The 14,127-nt window shown below is 71.7% G+C and carries 13 protein-coding genes; 3 read left to right on the forward strand and 10 right to left on the reverse strand.

The annotated features are described in order from the left end of the window. The first annotated feature begins 649 nt into the window (after nucleotides 1-649). The gene (trpS, locus tag IE318_RS36100) at nucleotides 650-1,645 is read left to right on the forward strand and encodes a tryptophan--tRNA ligase (RefSeq protein WP_189907173.1); all 996 of its coding nucleotides are present in this window, start codon (nucleotides 650-652) and stop codon (nucleotides 1,643-1,645) included. A gap of 55 nt (nucleotides 1,646-1,700) precedes the next feature. Here the strand turns inward: trpS and proC are convergent, their stop codons facing one another. From proC to IE318_RS36130, 6 genes are all read right to left on the reverse strand, one after another. Then, on the reverse strand, nucleotides 1,701-2,510 hold the full coding sequence (gene proC / locus IE318_RS36105; protein ID WP_030177449.1) for a pyrroline-5-carboxylate reductase: 810 nt from the start codon (nucleotides 2,508-2,510) through the stop codon (nucleotides 1,701-1,703). Between the two features lie 92 nt (nucleotides 2,511-2,602). Then, complete coding sequence (locus IE318_RS36110) at nucleotides 2,603-3,391, reverse strand: ABC transporter permease (RefSeq protein WP_189907175.1); 789 nt, start codon at nucleotides 3,389-3,391, stop codon at nucleotides 2,603-2,605. Then, nucleotides 3,388-4,221, reverse strand: a complete 834-nt coding sequence (locus IE318_RS36115; RefSeq protein WP_229903985.1) for an ABC transporter ATP-binding protein — start codon at nucleotides 4,219-4,221, stop codon at nucleotides 3,388-3,390. Before IE318_RS36115 ends, IE318_RS36110 begins: the two co-directional genes overlap by 4 nt. A gap of 59 nt (nucleotides 4,222-4,280) precedes the next feature. After that, entirely contained in the window at nucleotides 4,281-5,111 is an 831-nt protein-coding gene (locus IE318_RS36120) for a class I SAM-dependent methyltransferase (protein ID WP_189907177.1), read from the reverse strand. 92 nt (nucleotides 5,112-5,203) lie between these two features. Further along, nucleotides 5,204-5,725: a tripartite tricarboxylate transporter TctB family protein gene (locus tag IE318_RS36125; protein ID WP_189907178.1), complete on the reverse strand. Its 522-nt coding sequence runs from the start codon at nucleotides 5,723-5,725 to the stop codon at nucleotides 5,204-5,206. Between the two features lie 43 nt (nucleotides 5,726-5,768). Then, a complete protein-coding gene (locus IE318_RS36130) occupies nucleotides 5,769-6,095 on the reverse strand; it encodes an SH3 domain-containing protein (protein ID WP_189907179.1) in 327 nt (108 codons plus the stop codon). Nucleotides 6,096-6,299: 204 nt separating this feature from the next. Between IE318_RS36130 and IE318_RS36135 the strand changes: the two genes are divergently transcribed. Beyond that, a complete protein-coding gene (locus tag IE318_RS36135; protein ID WP_189907180.1) occupies nucleotides 6,300-8,399 on the forward strand; it encodes a serine/threonine-protein kinase in 2,100 nt (699 codons plus the stop codon). A 57-nt stretch (nucleotides 8,400-8,456) separates the two neighbouring features. Here IE318_RS36135 and ilvD read toward each other — a convergent pair whose 3' ends face one another. From ilvD to IE318_RS36155, 4 genes are all read right to left on the reverse strand, one after another. Continuing rightward, nucleotides 8,457-10,310 (reverse strand): dihydroxy-acid dehydratase, encoded by a 1,854-nt coding sequence (ilvD, locus tag IE318_RS36140; protein ID WP_189907181.1) that lies wholly within the window; start codon nucleotides 10,308-10,310, stop codon nucleotides 8,457-8,459. Between the two features lie 218 nt (nucleotides 10,311-10,528). Next, nucleotides 10,529-11,185 (reverse strand): TetR/AcrR family transcriptional regulator, encoded by a 657-nt coding sequence (locus tag IE318_RS36145; RefSeq protein WP_189907182.1) that lies wholly within the window; start codon nucleotides 11,183-11,185, stop codon nucleotides 10,529-10,531. After that, nucleotides 11,182-12,006: a sugar phosphate isomerase/epimerase family protein gene (locus IE318_RS36150; RefSeq protein ID WP_030177434.1), complete on the reverse strand. Its 825-nt coding sequence runs from the start codon at nucleotides 12,004-12,006 to the stop codon at nucleotides 11,182-11,184. Before IE318_RS36150 ends, IE318_RS36145 begins: the two co-directional genes overlap by 4 nt. A gap of 123 nt (nucleotides 12,007-12,129) precedes the next feature. After that, on the reverse strand, nucleotides 12,130-13,062 hold the full coding sequence (locus tag IE318_RS36155; protein WP_189907183.1) for a Ppx/GppA family phosphatase: 933 nt from the start codon (nucleotides 13,060-13,062) through the stop codon (nucleotides 12,130-12,132). 143 nt (nucleotides 13,063-13,205) lie between these two features. On the opposite strand from IE318_RS36155, the gene IE318_RS36160 reads away from it, so the two are divergent. Further along, the gene (locus tag IE318_RS36160; RefSeq protein ID WP_030177432.1) at nucleotides 13,206-14,060 is read left to right on the forward strand and encodes a DUF3109 family protein; all 855 of its coding nucleotides are present in this window, start codon (nucleotides 13,206-13,208) and stop codon (nucleotides 14,058-14,060) included. Nucleotides 14,061-14,127: the final 67 nt, after the last annotated feature.

Consider the following 14,127-nt stretch of genomic DNA (forward strand, 5'->3'; position numbering starts at 1 on the left):
TTCCTTCGTACTCACCCTCTCGGGCTTTCCTCCGGGCGCTTCCCTTCGGTGTTTCCGACTCTATCAGATCTTTCCGATCCGATTTCCTCGGTGCTTTCCAGGTTCCCGCTTCCGCGTTTCCCTTTCCGGCGGTTCCGACTCTATCAGATCCTTTTCGGCCTGATCCCCAGTCAGCGGGGTTTGTCTTCCCGGCCGTTGGGCCGTTCCGACGAGTGAGACTTTAGCGGATTCCCTGCTCCCGAGCGAATCGGGGGCTGCGTCCTTTCGAACGCGGATTCCTCATTCCGTGAATACACACGCCGACGACACGACGGCAGACGAATTGCACGACTGTCGTCGAGTTGCGGTTGGTACCTACGGAGTGGCTGTCCGGGGACCGACCGGAGTCGGCTCTCACGTCGGACAACTCGGAGAACACTACGGATCCCGCCGGGGTGTGTCAACTCGCTGCGGGAGGGGCCCCGAGGGCGTAGCCTGTTCGCCATGACGACGCGTACGTACACCCAGCAGTGGTGGCCCGCCTGACGGCGGCCGCCTCTCACGTACGCATACAACGGCCGCCGCCTCGGCGGCCGTTCTCGTTTCTCCCTCAGAGCTCCTGGGGCCGGCCGTCCGGGGACGGCGGCCACGACCAGGAGATGGAGTGGAGATGACACGGGTCTTCAGTGGGGTCAAGCCGACCGGGCACCTGACGCTCGGGAACTACCTGGGCGCCCTGCGCCGGTGGGCCGAGGTGGACCAGCACCAGGCGGACGCCTTGTTCTGCGTCGTCGATCTGCACGCACTGACCGTGGACCACGACCCGGCGCGGGTGCGCAGGCTCAGCCGGCAGGCGGCGACGCTGCTGCTGGCGTCCGGGCTCGATCCCAAGCGGCGCACGGTGTTCGTGCAGAGCCATGTGGACGAGCACGCGCGGCTGTCCTACCTGCTGGAATGCGTGGCCACCGACGGCGAGATGCGGCGGATGATCCAGTACAAGGAGAAGGCCGCCCGCGAGCAGGGGCGGGGCGGGAGCGTACGGCTGTCGCTGCTGACGTATCCGGCGCTGATGGCGGCGGACATCCTGGCGTACGACACGGACGAGGTGCCGGTCGGGGAGGACCAGACGCAGCACGTGGAGCTGGCCCGGGATCTGGCGGTGCGGTTCAACCATCGGTACGGGCACACGTTCGTGGTGCCGAGAGCGACCGCTCCGAAGGTGGCGGCACGGGTGATGAACCTGCAGGACCCGATGTCGAAGATGGGGAAGTCGGACGACTCCGGGCCGGGCATCGTCTATCTGCTGGACGAGCCGGAGGTGGTGCGCAAGAAGGTCATGCGGGCCGTGACCGACAGCGGGCAGGGCGTCGTCTACGACCGGGAGGAGCGGCCAGGCGTCGCGAACCTGCTGGAGATCCTGGCCGCCTGCGAGGGCGGGGATCCGGAGGCCCTGAGCGGTGCCTATGCGTCGTACGGCGCTCTGAAGAAGGACACCGCGGAGGCCGTGGTCGAAGTTCTCAGGCCGGTGCAGGAACGGCACAGGGAGCTGTGCGCGGATCCCGGTTATGTGGACGGGGTGCTGCGGGCGGGCGCGGAGAAGGCCAGGGAGATGGCGCGGCCGACGGTGGACGCGGCGTACCGGGCGATCGGGCTGTTGCCCGCCTGAAGGGGTCCGGAAGGGGCCGGCCCGGGCGGCAGCCGCCGCCCCGGGCGCCGGAGGGTCAGTTGTTGCCGGAGGCCAGCTCGCGGCTGCGGTCGCGGGCGGCTTCCAGCGCGGCGATGAGGGCGGCGCGTACTCCGTGGTTCTCCAGTTCACGGATGGCGTTGATCGTCGTGCCGGCCGGGGAGGTGACGTTCTCGCGGAGTTTCACGGGGTGTTCCCCGCTGTCGCGGAGCATCACGGCGGCGCCGATGGCGGACTGGACGATCAGCTCGTGGGCCTTGTCGCGGGGCAGGCCCAGGAGGATGCCGGCGTCGGTCATGGCCTCGACCAGGTAGAAGAAGTACGCCGGGCCCGAGCCGGAGAGGGCGGTGCAGGCGTCCTGCTGCGACTCGGGGACGCGGAGCGTCTTGCCGACGGCGCCGAAGATCTCCTCGGCGTGGGCGAGGTGGCCGGCGGTGGCGTGGGTGCCGGCGGAGATGACGGACATGGCCTCGTCGACGAGGGCGGGGGTGTTCGTCATGACCCGGACGACGGGGGTGCCCGCGGCCAGGCGCTCCTCGAAGAAGGAGGTGGGGATGCCCGCCGCTCCGCTGATGACCAGACGGTCGGCGGGAATGTGCGGGGCGAGTTCGTCGAGGAGGGTTCCCATGTCCTGCGGCTTGACCGTGAGGATCAGGGTGTCGGCGGTCTTGGCTGCCTCCGGGTTGGTCACCGGGGTGACTCCGTGGCGGGCACGGAGCTCCTCGGCGCGTTCGGGGCGGCGGGCGGTGACCAGGAGGTCGGAGGGGGCCCAGCCGGCCCGGATCATTCCGCTGAGCAGGGCTTCGCCGATCTTGCCGGTGCCGAGGACTGCGACTTTCTGGCTCATGGAACTCATCCTCGCACCGGCGGTGCGCGCGGCGGTGTGTTGTCCGTCAGACGGAACGGCGGGGCGGGCGGCGCCCGTGTGTCGCGCGGGGGCTATGCCGTGCGTCGCCGGAGGGTCGCCGCTCCCAGGCACAGGACCAGCAGGGCGCAGCCGGCCACGATCAGTACGTCCCGGACGAAGGTGGCCGTGACGTCGGTGTGGCGCATGACCTGGTTCATGCCGTCGACGGCGTAGGACATGGGCAGGACGTCGGAGATGGCCTCCAGGACGGGGTGCATGCGGGAGCGCGGGGTGAACAGGCCGCAGAGCAGGAGCTGGGGGAAGATCACGGCCGGCATGAACTGGACCGCCTGGAACTCGGAGGCCGCGAAGGCGGAGACGAAGAGGCCGAGGGCCGTGCCGAGCAGTGCGTCGAGGAGGGCCACCAGGAGGAGGAGCCATGTTGAGCCGGTGACCTTCAGGCCGAGGACCCAGAGCGCCAGGCCGGTGGCGAGGGCGGACTGGACGATCGCGATGACACCGAAGGCGAGGGCGTAGCCGGCGATGAGGTCGCCCTTGCCGAGGGGCATGGCGAGGAGGCGTTCGAGGGTGCCGGAGGTGCGTTCGCGCAGGGTGGCGATCGAGGTCACGAGGAACATCGTGATGAGCGGGAAGATGCCGAGCAGGGAGGCGCCGATGTTGTCGAAGGTGCGCGGGCTGCTGTCGAAGACGTAGCGCAGCAGGATCAGCATGACGCAGGGGACCAGCAGCATCAGGGCGATGGTGCGGGGGTCGTGGCGGAGCTGGCGCAGTACCCGGGCCGCGGTGGCGGTGGTGCGGGCGGCGCTGAGGGCGCGGGTCGGGGCGGGGGCCGCGGTGAGGGCGGGGGTGGTGCTGGTCATCGTGCTGTCTCCTTGGCGCGGCCTGCGGCGACCGCCTCGTCCACGAGGTGCAGGAAGGCCGCTTCGACGGTCTCGGTGCCGGTGCGGGTGCGGAGTGCCTGCGGGGTGTCCTCGGCGAGGATGCGGCCCTCGCGCATGAGGAGGAGGCGGTGGCAGCGCTCGGCCTCGTCCATGACGTGGGAGGAGACGAGGAGGGTGGTGCCGCGGGTGGCGGCGATGTCGTGGAAGAGGTTCCACAGGTCGCGGCGCAGCACGGGGTCGAGGCCGACCGTGGGCTCGTCGAGGACGAGCAGTTCGGGGGTGCCGAGGAGGGCGACCGCGAGGGAGACGCGGCTGCGCTGGCCGCCGGAGAGGTTGCCGGCGAGAGCGTCTCCGTGGCTGGTGAGGTCGACGTCGTCGATGGCTCGGGTGACGTTGTCGTGCCGGCGTTCGGCCGCGGCGTGGCCCGGGTCGAGGACGGCGGCGAAGTAGTCGAGGTTCTGGCGGACGGTCAGGTCGTCGTAGACGGAGGGGTGCTGGGTGACGTAGCCGATGCGGGTGCGCAGGGCGGGGTGACCGGCGGGGAGGCCGAGGACGTCCAGGGTGCCGGTGACGTTGGCCTGGGTGCCGACGATGGCGCGCAGGAGGGTCGACTTGCCGCAGCCGGAGGGGCCGAGCAGGCCGGTGATCCGGCCGCGGGGGACGGTGAAGTCCAGGCCGTGCAGGACGGTGCGGGGGCCGCGGACGGCGGTGAGGCCGTCCGCATGGACGGCATGGGCGTCGTAGCCGTCGTGGGCGGCGTGGGAGTGCGGGTCCGGTGGCCGGGAGGGGTCGTCGACATTATTCATCATGTGATGATTAAGGCGCGTCACGGCACCCTCGTCAAGGGGTGCCGTGGAGGTGGTGGGGGTCAGGGCTTGGTGGCGACGAGGAGGAGGACGTCGTAGGTCTCCTCGACGACGCCGTCGGGGAAGACGTTCAGCAGGTGGTCGCGCTCGGCGGCGAGGAAGGCGGTCTTGCGTTCCTCGGGGCAGACCAGGAAGACCGAGTGGCTGGCGATGTTGGCGAGGTGGGTGTCGAGGGGGACGCGGCGGCTCCAGCGCACCTCGCGGCGGATGAAATGGAGACGGCCGCTGGGGTCGGCCAGGTCGGTGCGGGCGGCGCGCTGTTTCTCGGCGGGGACGTCGATGCCGAAGAAGCGGCCGACGCGGCGGCCGGCCTCGGCGATCCACTCGATGTCGAGGGCGTCGGTGTTCCACCACAGCGCGAGCGCACCGCCGGGGCGCAGGACGCGCAGGGCCTCCGGCACGGACCGGGTGGTGTCGGTCCAGTGCCAGGCCTGGGCGTAGGTGAGGAGGTCGGCGGAGGCGTCGGCGAGCGGGAGGGCGTCGCCGTTGCCGCGCACGATCGGGATGCGGGGGTGGGCCCGTCGGAACTGGGCGGCCATGCCCTCACCGGGTTCGACGGCCAGCACCTCGGCGCCGCGCTCGTGCAGGAGGGCGGTCGCGATGCCCGTACCGGCGCCGATGTCCGCGACGCGCGCACCGGCGAGGGGACGGCCGGCCAGTTCCTCGACGGCGTCGAGAAGCGCGGGCGGGTAGGAGGGCCGGTTGGCGGCGTACTGGGCGGCGGCGGCGTTGAAGGAGTGGGCCCGGGCGGAGTGCAGCGGCACGGAGCCGTGCGCGGACGACGGGGAGGCCGGAGACGGCGACGATGCCTGGGGTGACGGGGATGCGGTCATACGGCCATGATCTGGCGGTGGTGCGGCCGTGGACAGCTCTTTTCCTGGCGGACGCCGGACGCGGGCGGAGGCGCCTGGCGCGGGAGGCCCGGTCAGGAGCGGCGGCGCTTCTTCGACGGGTTGCCCGAGCGGCGGCCGGCCTGGCGTTCGTGGCGCTCGCGGGCCTCCTGGTACTCCTGGCGGTGCAGGCCCTCGCCGGGGGCCTCGGTGAGGGAGCGGAAGAAGTAGGCGAGCAGGGAGCCGATGAAGCCGATGGCGAGCAGGCCGCGCAGGGAGGCCTGGCGCTCGGGGTCGGGGCGCTTGGTGAAGCCGTCCCAGGTGTGTCGGAAGGCGAGCGCGCTGCACACGGCGAACATGACGACGACCAGCAGCGTGACGAAGGCGCCGGAGCCGGCGATCTGGAGCCCCTCGTAGGCGAAGCGGAGCACGAAGCAGGCGGCCGCGGCGGCCAGCAGCGAGCCGACGGCGACGCCCGCACGGCGCGCCGCGTACCCGTCGTCGTGGCTCACCCAGCTGGTGCCGAAGAAACGCAGGGGCTCGGGCCGGGGACCGCCGGAGTCGGTGGGGGCCGTGGAGCCCGCGGTGGTGTCCGGGGTGCCGTTCTCGTCGCTCACGGGACGATTATGGCTCCGACGCGGCCGCGGGCTCCGGGCGGGCTCAGGCGCAGCGGGGGGCTACGTAGCCGTCGCTGCCGGTGTGCACGTAGGCGTCCGAGACGAACTGGCCGTTGCCGATGTTGTCCCAGATGTTCGACGTGCCGTAGTAGCCGGAGACCGTGGTCCCCGGGGTCTGGCAGTAGATGGCCACCTGCGCGCCCTCGGGCAGCACCCGGACGAGGCTGTAGCCGGTCCCGGGTCCGCTGCGGACGTTGAGGCGGACGCCGGGGGCGACCGAGTAGTAGCGCACGGCCGCTGCCGTGACCTGCGTCTGGGCCTCCTGCTCCGCGCCGTCGTCTCTGACGTCCTCGACACGCTCGACAGACATGCGAACCCTCCCCCGTCGAGCCCCATGGCCGTCATGGGGCTTCGTGGACTGCCTGGTTTTCCTTGGATCGTGCGATCGTGATCGCGCCATGGGACGCATGTACGCGATTCGCACGCGAACGCTAGCAAGCCGCCTCGGTCCTGTCCGAGTCTTCGACTAGGCTCCGTGCGTCGCGCGCGCGGACGAACAGCACGGGGGTGGTCCATGACGCCACAGCGCAACACCGGAGCGGGCGCGGAAGCGGAACTTCCGGAATACGCCGGGCACTACCGCCTGGAGTCGTGTCTCGGCTCGGGCGGCATGGGCGTGGTGCACCTGGCCCGCAGCACCTCGGGACTGAAGCTCGCGGTGAAGGTCGTGCACGCCGAGTTCGCCAAGGACCCCGAGTTCAGGGGGCGTTTCCGGCAGGAGGTGGCGGCGGCCCGGCGGGTCAGCGGAGCCTTCACCGCGCCGGTCGTGGACGCCGATCCGGAGGCCGAACGACCGTGGATGGCCACCCTGTTCATCCCTGGCCCCACGCTGTCCGAGCAGGTGAAGCAGCACGGTCCGATGGCACCGGCCCAGCTGCGGCGGCTGATGGCCGGACTCGCCGAGGCGCTGCGCGACATCCACCGGGTGGGCGTGGTCCACCGGGATCTCAAGCCGAGCAACGTGCTGCTCGCCGACGACGGGCCCAAGGTCATCGACTTCGGCATCTCGCGACCGAAAGACAGCGAACTGCGCACGGAGACCGGCAAGTTGATCGGCACGCCACCGTTCATGGCACCCGAGCAGTTCCGGCGGCCCCGGGAGGTCGGTCCGGCGGCGGACATCTTCGCGCTGGGCTCGGTGCTGGTGCACGCGGCGACCGGACGGGGGCCGTTCGACTCCGACAGTCCGTACGTCGTCGCTTACCAGGTCGTGCACGACGAGCCGGACCTTACCGGTGTGCCGGAGGACCTGGCGCCACTGGTGCTGCGCTGCCTCGCCAAGGAGCCCGAGGACCGGCCCACCCCGGACGAGTTGATGCGGGAACTGCGGGCGGTGGCGGCCTCCTACGACACCCAGGCGTTCGTGCCGGATCAGCGGGCGAGCGGGCCGTTGCGGCCGGAGCCCGAGCCCGTCGTCGGGCGAGCGGCGCAGAGGGGGCTCCTGCGGCGCTTGCGCACACGGACCGTCCTGGTGTCCGCGGCACTCGGTCTGCTCGTGGCGGGTGCCTTCGGCTCGGTCCAGCTGCTCGGCGACGACAGCCCCACGGCCTCCGGCACCGCGCCTCGAACCACGCCCGCCGGGTTCGAGGCGTGGCAGGAGAAACCGGTGTCCGCGCAGCCGGGGGTACCACAGTGCTCGTTCGGCACCGGCAGGTTGTTCTGCGCGCGCTCCGGCGTGGTCTTCGCCCTCGATCCGGCCGACGGCGCGGTGCTGTGGCGGCGCCCCATCACCGGGGCCGGCAGGCTGACGCCCGTGCTCTCGGGTGGCCTGGTGCACGTGGCCACGTCGGGCGGCCGGCGTCTGGCTGCGCTCGATCCCTCGTCGGGGAGGACACGCGGGGAGCGGGACATGCCCGCCCAGGGCGGGCGGGTCTTCGCGGGCGGCATGCTCCTGCTCGCCCGTGCCGACAGGACGGTCACCGGCGTGGAGAGCGCCTCGGGCTCGACCCGGTGGAGCCGGCGGATCGCGGGCTACAGCCTGCCGTCCCTCGCCTCGTTCCCCGGGAACCCGTCGGCGTATGCGACGAGCACCTCCGACGACGGGACCCGCACGCAGATCACCGCCGTGGACCCCGGGACCGGCGCCGTGCGCTGGGAGGCCCGGCTGCGGGGGTACCTGACGCCGGTCGGCGCCCAGGGCGGGTCCGTCTTCCTGCTCGACCTCGACAGGGTCACCGGAGACGCGAAGGCGGTCGTCCGGTACACGACCGCGTCCCGCAAGACGCGTCGGGTGGCGCTGCCCGTACGTCTCCAGGGTGCGCAGGCCGGCGTACGGGGCGGCGTCGTGAACCTCATGGCCTCCGGTGGGGCGTTGGAGGCAGTGGACACGGACGCCGGAAAGCAGCTGTGGCACCTGGAGTCGGCGGTGAGCCGCGGCTCGGCACCGGTCTCGGACGGCCGGCATGTCTACGTCGTCGCCGCCGACGGGCGGCTGCTCGCCGTGGACGCGCGTACGGGCCGACTCGTCGGGCAGACACCGCCACGGCTCGGCACCCACGCGGACAAGGTCGTGGGCGACTTGGCACCACCCGTCCTCGCCGCCGGTCACGTCTACGCCGGCGCACCCGACGGCACCGTCTTCGCCGTGGACGGGCGGGATCCGGCGAGCTGGTGAGACGCGACAAGGGCCGCCCCCGTGAGGGAGCGGCCCTTGTCGTCGGGTCGGCGGTGGTCAGCCCAGCTTCGTCACGTCCCGGACCGCGCCCTTGTCCGCGCTGGTCGCCATCGCGGCGTAGGCGCGCAGGGCGGCGGAGATCTTGCGGTCGCGGTTCCGGGGGGCGTAGGTGCCGTTCAGGGCCTGCTCGCGGCGGGAGAGTTCCTGCTCGTCCACCAGGAGTTCGATGGTGCGGTTCGGGATGTCGATGCGGATGCGGTCGCCGTCCTCGACGAGGGCGATCGTGCCGCCGGAGGCCGCCTCCGGGGAGGCGTGGCCGATGGACAGGCCCGAGGTGCCGCCGGAGAAGCGGCCGTCGGTGATCAGGGCGCAGGACTTCCCCAGGCCGCGGCCCTTCAGGTACGAGGTCGGGTAGAGCATCTCCTGCATGCCGGGGCCGCCCTTGGGGCCCTCGTAGCGGATGACGACGACGTCGCCCTCCTTGACCTGCTGGGTGAGGATCTTCTGGACGGCCTCCTCCTGCGACTCGCAGACGACCGCCGGGCCCTCGAAGGTCCAGATCGACTCGTCGACGCCGGCCGTCTTCACCACGCAGCCGTCGACGGCCAGGTTGCCCTTGAGGACGGCCAGGCCACCGTCCTTCGAGTACGCGTGCTCGACGCTGCGGATGCAGCCGCTCTCGGCGTCCTCGTCCAGGGCCTCCCAGCGCTTCGACTGGGAGAAGGCCTCGGCGGACCTCTCGCACCCGGGCGCCGCGTGCCACAGTTCCACCGCCTCGGGGGACGGGGAGCCGCCGCGGACGTCCCAGGTCTTCAGCCAGTCCGCCAGGGACGGGCTGTGCACCGCGTGCACGTCCTCGTTCAGCAGGCCCGCGCGGTGCAGTTCGCCGAGCAGGGCGGGGATGCCGCCGGCGCGGTGCACGTCCTCCATGTAGTACGTACGGTTCTTGGCGACGTTGGGCGCCACCTTCGCCAGGCACGGGACCCGGCGGGAGACCTCGTCGATCTGCTCCAGGCCGAAGGGGACGCCCGCTTCCTGGGCCGCCGCCAGCAGGTGCAGGATCGTGTTCGTGGAGCCGCCCATCGCGATGTCCAGGGCCATCGCGTTCTCGAAGGCCTGGAAGGTGGCGATGGAACGCGGCAGGACCGTGTCGTCGTCCTGCTCGTAGTAGCGGCGGGTGAGGTCCATGACGGTGCGGGCCGCGTCGACGTAGAGCTGCCGGCGGGCGGTGTGGGTGGCGAGGACCGAGCCGTTGCCCGGCAGGGAGAGGCCGATCGCCTCGGTCAGGCAGTTCATCGAGTTGGCGGTGAACATGCCGGAACAGCTGCCGCAGGTCGGACAGGCGTTCTCCTCGATACGGAGGATGTCTTCATCGGAGATCTTGTCGTTGACGGCTTCGGACATCGCGTCGACCAGGTCGAGGGTGCGGACGGTGCCGTCGACCAGGGTGGCGCGGCCGGCCTCCATGGGGCCGCCGGAGACGAAGACCGTCGGGATGTTCAGGCGCAGGGCCGCCATCAGCATGCCCGGGGTGATCTTGTCGCAGTTGGAGATGCAGACCAGGGCGTCGGCGCAGTGGGCCTCGACCATGTACTCGACGCTGTCGGCGATCAGGTCGCGGGAGGGCAGCGAGTACAGCATGCCGCCGTGGCCCATCGCGATGCCGTCGTCGACCGCGATGGTGTTGAACTCGCGCGGGATGCCGCCGGCCTCCTTCACCGCCTCGCTGACGATCCGGCCGACCGGCGCCAGGTGGGTGTGGCCGGGCACGAACTCGGTGAAGCTGTTGGCGATGGCGATGATCGGCTTCCGGCCGATGTCCGCACCGGGTACACCGGAGGCGCGCATAAGGGCGCGAGCGCCCGCCATGTTGCGGCCGTGGGTGACTGTGCGGGACCTCAGCTCGGGCATCGTCGCTCGCTCCTTCGGAGAGTTCTGCCTCGGGGTCCTGCCGGGAGACCGGCAGGCCGTGGCGTGGCATGGCATCGTGGCAGAGTTCTGACGAAGTCGAGCGTACGCCGGTCATCCACGAGGCGGGACGCGCTGTCCGGAATGCGGGACGCGTGTCTCGGGTGGGCCGGGTGGACGTGCCTCGGAGGGGCCGGACGGACGTGTGCCGGGCCGCCGGGTCACGGGCCTGCGAGGTGCCTCTGCACGGCCGGTGCCACACGGGCGATGATCTGCTCCACGTCCGCCGACGCCAGCGGCTCCAGCCTGATCACGTACCGCAGCATCGCGCACCCCACCAGCTGCGCGGCCGCCAGTTCGGCGGTCAGCTCCGCGTCCGGCTGCTCGAGCCGGCCGGCGAGGCGGCGCAGCAGCTGGGAGGCGACCAGGCGGCGGAAGACCGCGGCCGCGGTGTCGTTGTTCACAGCGGAACGGACGATCGCCAGCAGGGGCGTGCGGGTGGTGGGGTTCTCCCAGATGCCGAAGAAGAAGCGGGTCAGGCGTTCGCCGACCCCCTCCAGCGGGGCGTCGGCGATCATGTGCGACGCGCTCAGGGCGGGCGCGAAGGCCACCTCGATCGCCGCTTCGAACACCTGCTCCTTGGTGCCGAAGTAGTGGTGGACGAGGGCCGAGTCGACTCCGGCCGCCTTCGCGATGCCGCGCACGGACGTCTTCTCGTAGCCGCGCTCGGAGAACTCCTCGCGGGCCGCGGTCAGGATGCGGTCGCGGGTGTCCCCCGCCTCCTCCCGCCTGGGGCGCCCACGGCCCCGGCCGCTCCGGCCGGTCGTGCCGGATCCGGGGCCGGCGGTGCCGGAATTCCGGCCGGTCGTGTCGGTCATCGCCTGGGCACCCGCATCGCCGAGGCCAGGTGCAGCCGGGTGAAGGCCAGGGCCTCGGCGAGGTCGGACTCGCGCTCCGCGCTGGACATGGCCCGGCGGGTGTTGACCTCGATGACGACATGACCGTCGAAACCGGAGGTGGCGAGACGTTCCAGCAGCTCGGCGCAGGGCTGGCTGCCGCGGCCGGGCACGAGGTGCTCGTCCTTCGCCGAGCCCTTGCCGTCGGCGAGGTGGACGTGGCCGAGGCGGTCGCCCATGCGCTCGACCATCCCCAGCGCGTCGGTGCGGGCCGTGGCCGCGTGACTGAGGTCGATCGTGAAGTGGCGGTAGTCGTCCTTCGTGACGTCCCAGTCGGGGGCGTAGGCGAGCATCTCGCGGTCGCGGTAGCGCCACGGGTACATGTTCTCCACCGCGAACCGCACATCCGTCTCGTTCGCCATCCGCCAGATCCCGTTCACGAAGTCACGGGCGTACTGGCGCTGCCAGCGGAACGGCGGGTGCACGACGACGGTGCTCGCGCCGAGCTTCTCCGCGGCCGCCCGGGCGCGCTGGAGCTTGACCCAGGGGTCGGTGGACCACACCCGCTGGGTGATCAGCAGACAGGGGGCGTGCACGGCGAGGATCGGTATCCCGTGGTAGTCACTGAGCCTGCGCAGCGCGTCGATGTCCTGGCTGACCGGGTCGGTCCACACCATCACCTCGACGCCGTCGTAGCCGAGGCGCGCGGCGATCTCGAAGGCCGTCGCCGTCGACTCCGGATACACGGAGGCCGTCGACAGGGCGACCTTCGCATCCGGGATGCGCACGACGGGTTCCACCACGAGGGACAGGTTACGGGGTGCGGTTGGGTGACGCGGGGTGCCTGCTGGCCGGTGAGGTGTATGTCTCTATGCCGGGCTGCCGGGCCGCAGCCTGCGCCCCGCTCTCCACGCCACCGCCGGTCCCTATGCCGACCCCATGTGATCCAGGCGCCGGAGGATGACTCCCTCCCGCAGCGCCCAGGGGCAGATCTCCAGCCGTTCCACGCCGAAGAGGTCCATCGCGCCCTCGGCGACCAGGGCGCCGGCCAGCAGCTGGCCCGCGCGGCCGTCGGAGACTCCGGGCAGCTCGGCGCGCTCGTCGGTCGTCATGGCGGCCAGGCGCGGCACCCACGCCTCCAGGGACTCCCGCTTCAGCTCGCGCTGGACGTAGAGGCCCTCGGCGGAGCGGGCCGCCCCGGCGATGCGGGCGAGCTGGCGGAACGTCTTGGAGGTGGCGACCACGTGGTCCGGGGCGCCGAAGCGGCTGAACTCGCCGACCGTCCGCGCGATCTCCGCGCGCACATGGCGGCGCAGTGCCCTGACGTCCTCGGGGTCGGGCGGGTCGCCGTGCAGCCAGCCGGCGGTGAGGCGGCCCGCGCCGAGCGGCAGCGACACGGCCGCGTCGGGTTCCTCGTCGATGCCGTACGCGATCTCCAGCGAGCCGCCGCCGATGTCCAGGACCAGCAGCTTCCCGGCGGACCAGCCGAACCAGCGGCGGGCGGCGAGGAAGGTCAGGCGCGCCTCCTCCTCGCCGCTGAGCACCTGGAGCTCGACGCCGGTCTCGGCCCGCACGCGGGCGAGGACGTCGTCGGCGTTCCCGGCCTCCCGCACGGCGGAGGTCGCGAACGGCAGCAGGTCCTCCACGCCCTTGTCCTCGGCGGCCTGGAGCGCGTCCTGGACCACGGCGATCAGTCTGTCGACGCCTTCGGGGCCGATCGCGCCCTCCCCGTCGAGGAGCTGGGCGAGCCGCAGCTCGACCTTGTGCGAGTGCGCGGGCAGCGGGCGTGCGCCGGGGTGGGCGTCGACCACCAGCAGATGCACCGTGTTCGAACCCACGTCGAGGACACCGAGTCTCATGTACGGAACGCTACTGCCACCTGCGCCGCGCTCCACCCCGGATGCCCGGTCCGGTTCCGCCGCGGGCACCCGGTCCGGCTCCGTCCCAGGTGTCCGGTCCGCGGCGGTCCCGGTGCGGGTGCCGGGCGACTTACTCTGGACGCGTGCCAAAGACGAAAAAGGCGAAGACCGATAAATCGGCGGCCTCCGCGGGCTCGGGGAAGGCGGCGAAAGCCGTGCTGCCGGAGCCGAAGCGGAAGAAGCACTCGGAGCCCGACGAGAAGGGGCTGGACTTCGCGCGGGCGTGGGTGGAGTTCCCGGACCCTGCGGACGACGAGCAGGTCTTCCGCTGTGATCTGACATGGCTGACCTCTCGCTGGAACTGCATCTTCGGCAGCGGCTGCCAGGGCATCCAGGAGGGCCGCGCGGACGACGGCTGCTGCACGCTGGGCGCCCACTTCTCCGACGAGGACGACGAGCAGCGCGTCGCCGGGCATGTGGCCAGGCTCACACCCGACATCTGGCAGAACCACGCCGAGGGCACGAAGAACGGCTGGGTGACCGAGGACGAGGAGGGCTCCCGGCAGACCCGCCCCTTCCAGGGGTCGTGCATCTTCCAGAACCGGCCCGGTTTCCCCGGCGGCATGGGCTGCTCGCTGCACATCCTGGCGCTCCGGGAGGGCCGCGAGCCGCTGGAGACCAAGCCGGACGTGTGCTGGCAGCTGCCGATCCGGCGGACCTTCGAGTGGATCGACCGTCCCGACGACACGCGGGTGCTCCAGGTGTCTATCGGTGAGTACGACCGCCGGGGCTGGGGTCCGGGCGGCCACGACCTGCACTGGTGGTGCACCTCGGCGACGTCGGCGCACGGCGCGGGCGAGCCCGTGTACGTCTCCTACCGGGCGGAGCTGACCGAGCTGATGGGCAAGGCCGGTTACGACCGCCTGGTCGAGCTGTGCGAGGAACGGCTGGCCTCGCGGCGGCCGCTGTCGGCACCGCATCCGGCGGATCCCGCGTGATTCCGTCCGGTCCGGTCCCGCCTGGTTCCGTCCGGTCCCGCCTGATCCCGCCTGATCCCGTCTGACC

Source organism: Streptomyces spiralis, assembly GCF_014654675.1.
GTDB lineage: Bacteria > Actinomycetota > Actinomycetes > Streptomycetales > Streptomycetaceae > Streptomyces > Streptomyces spiralis.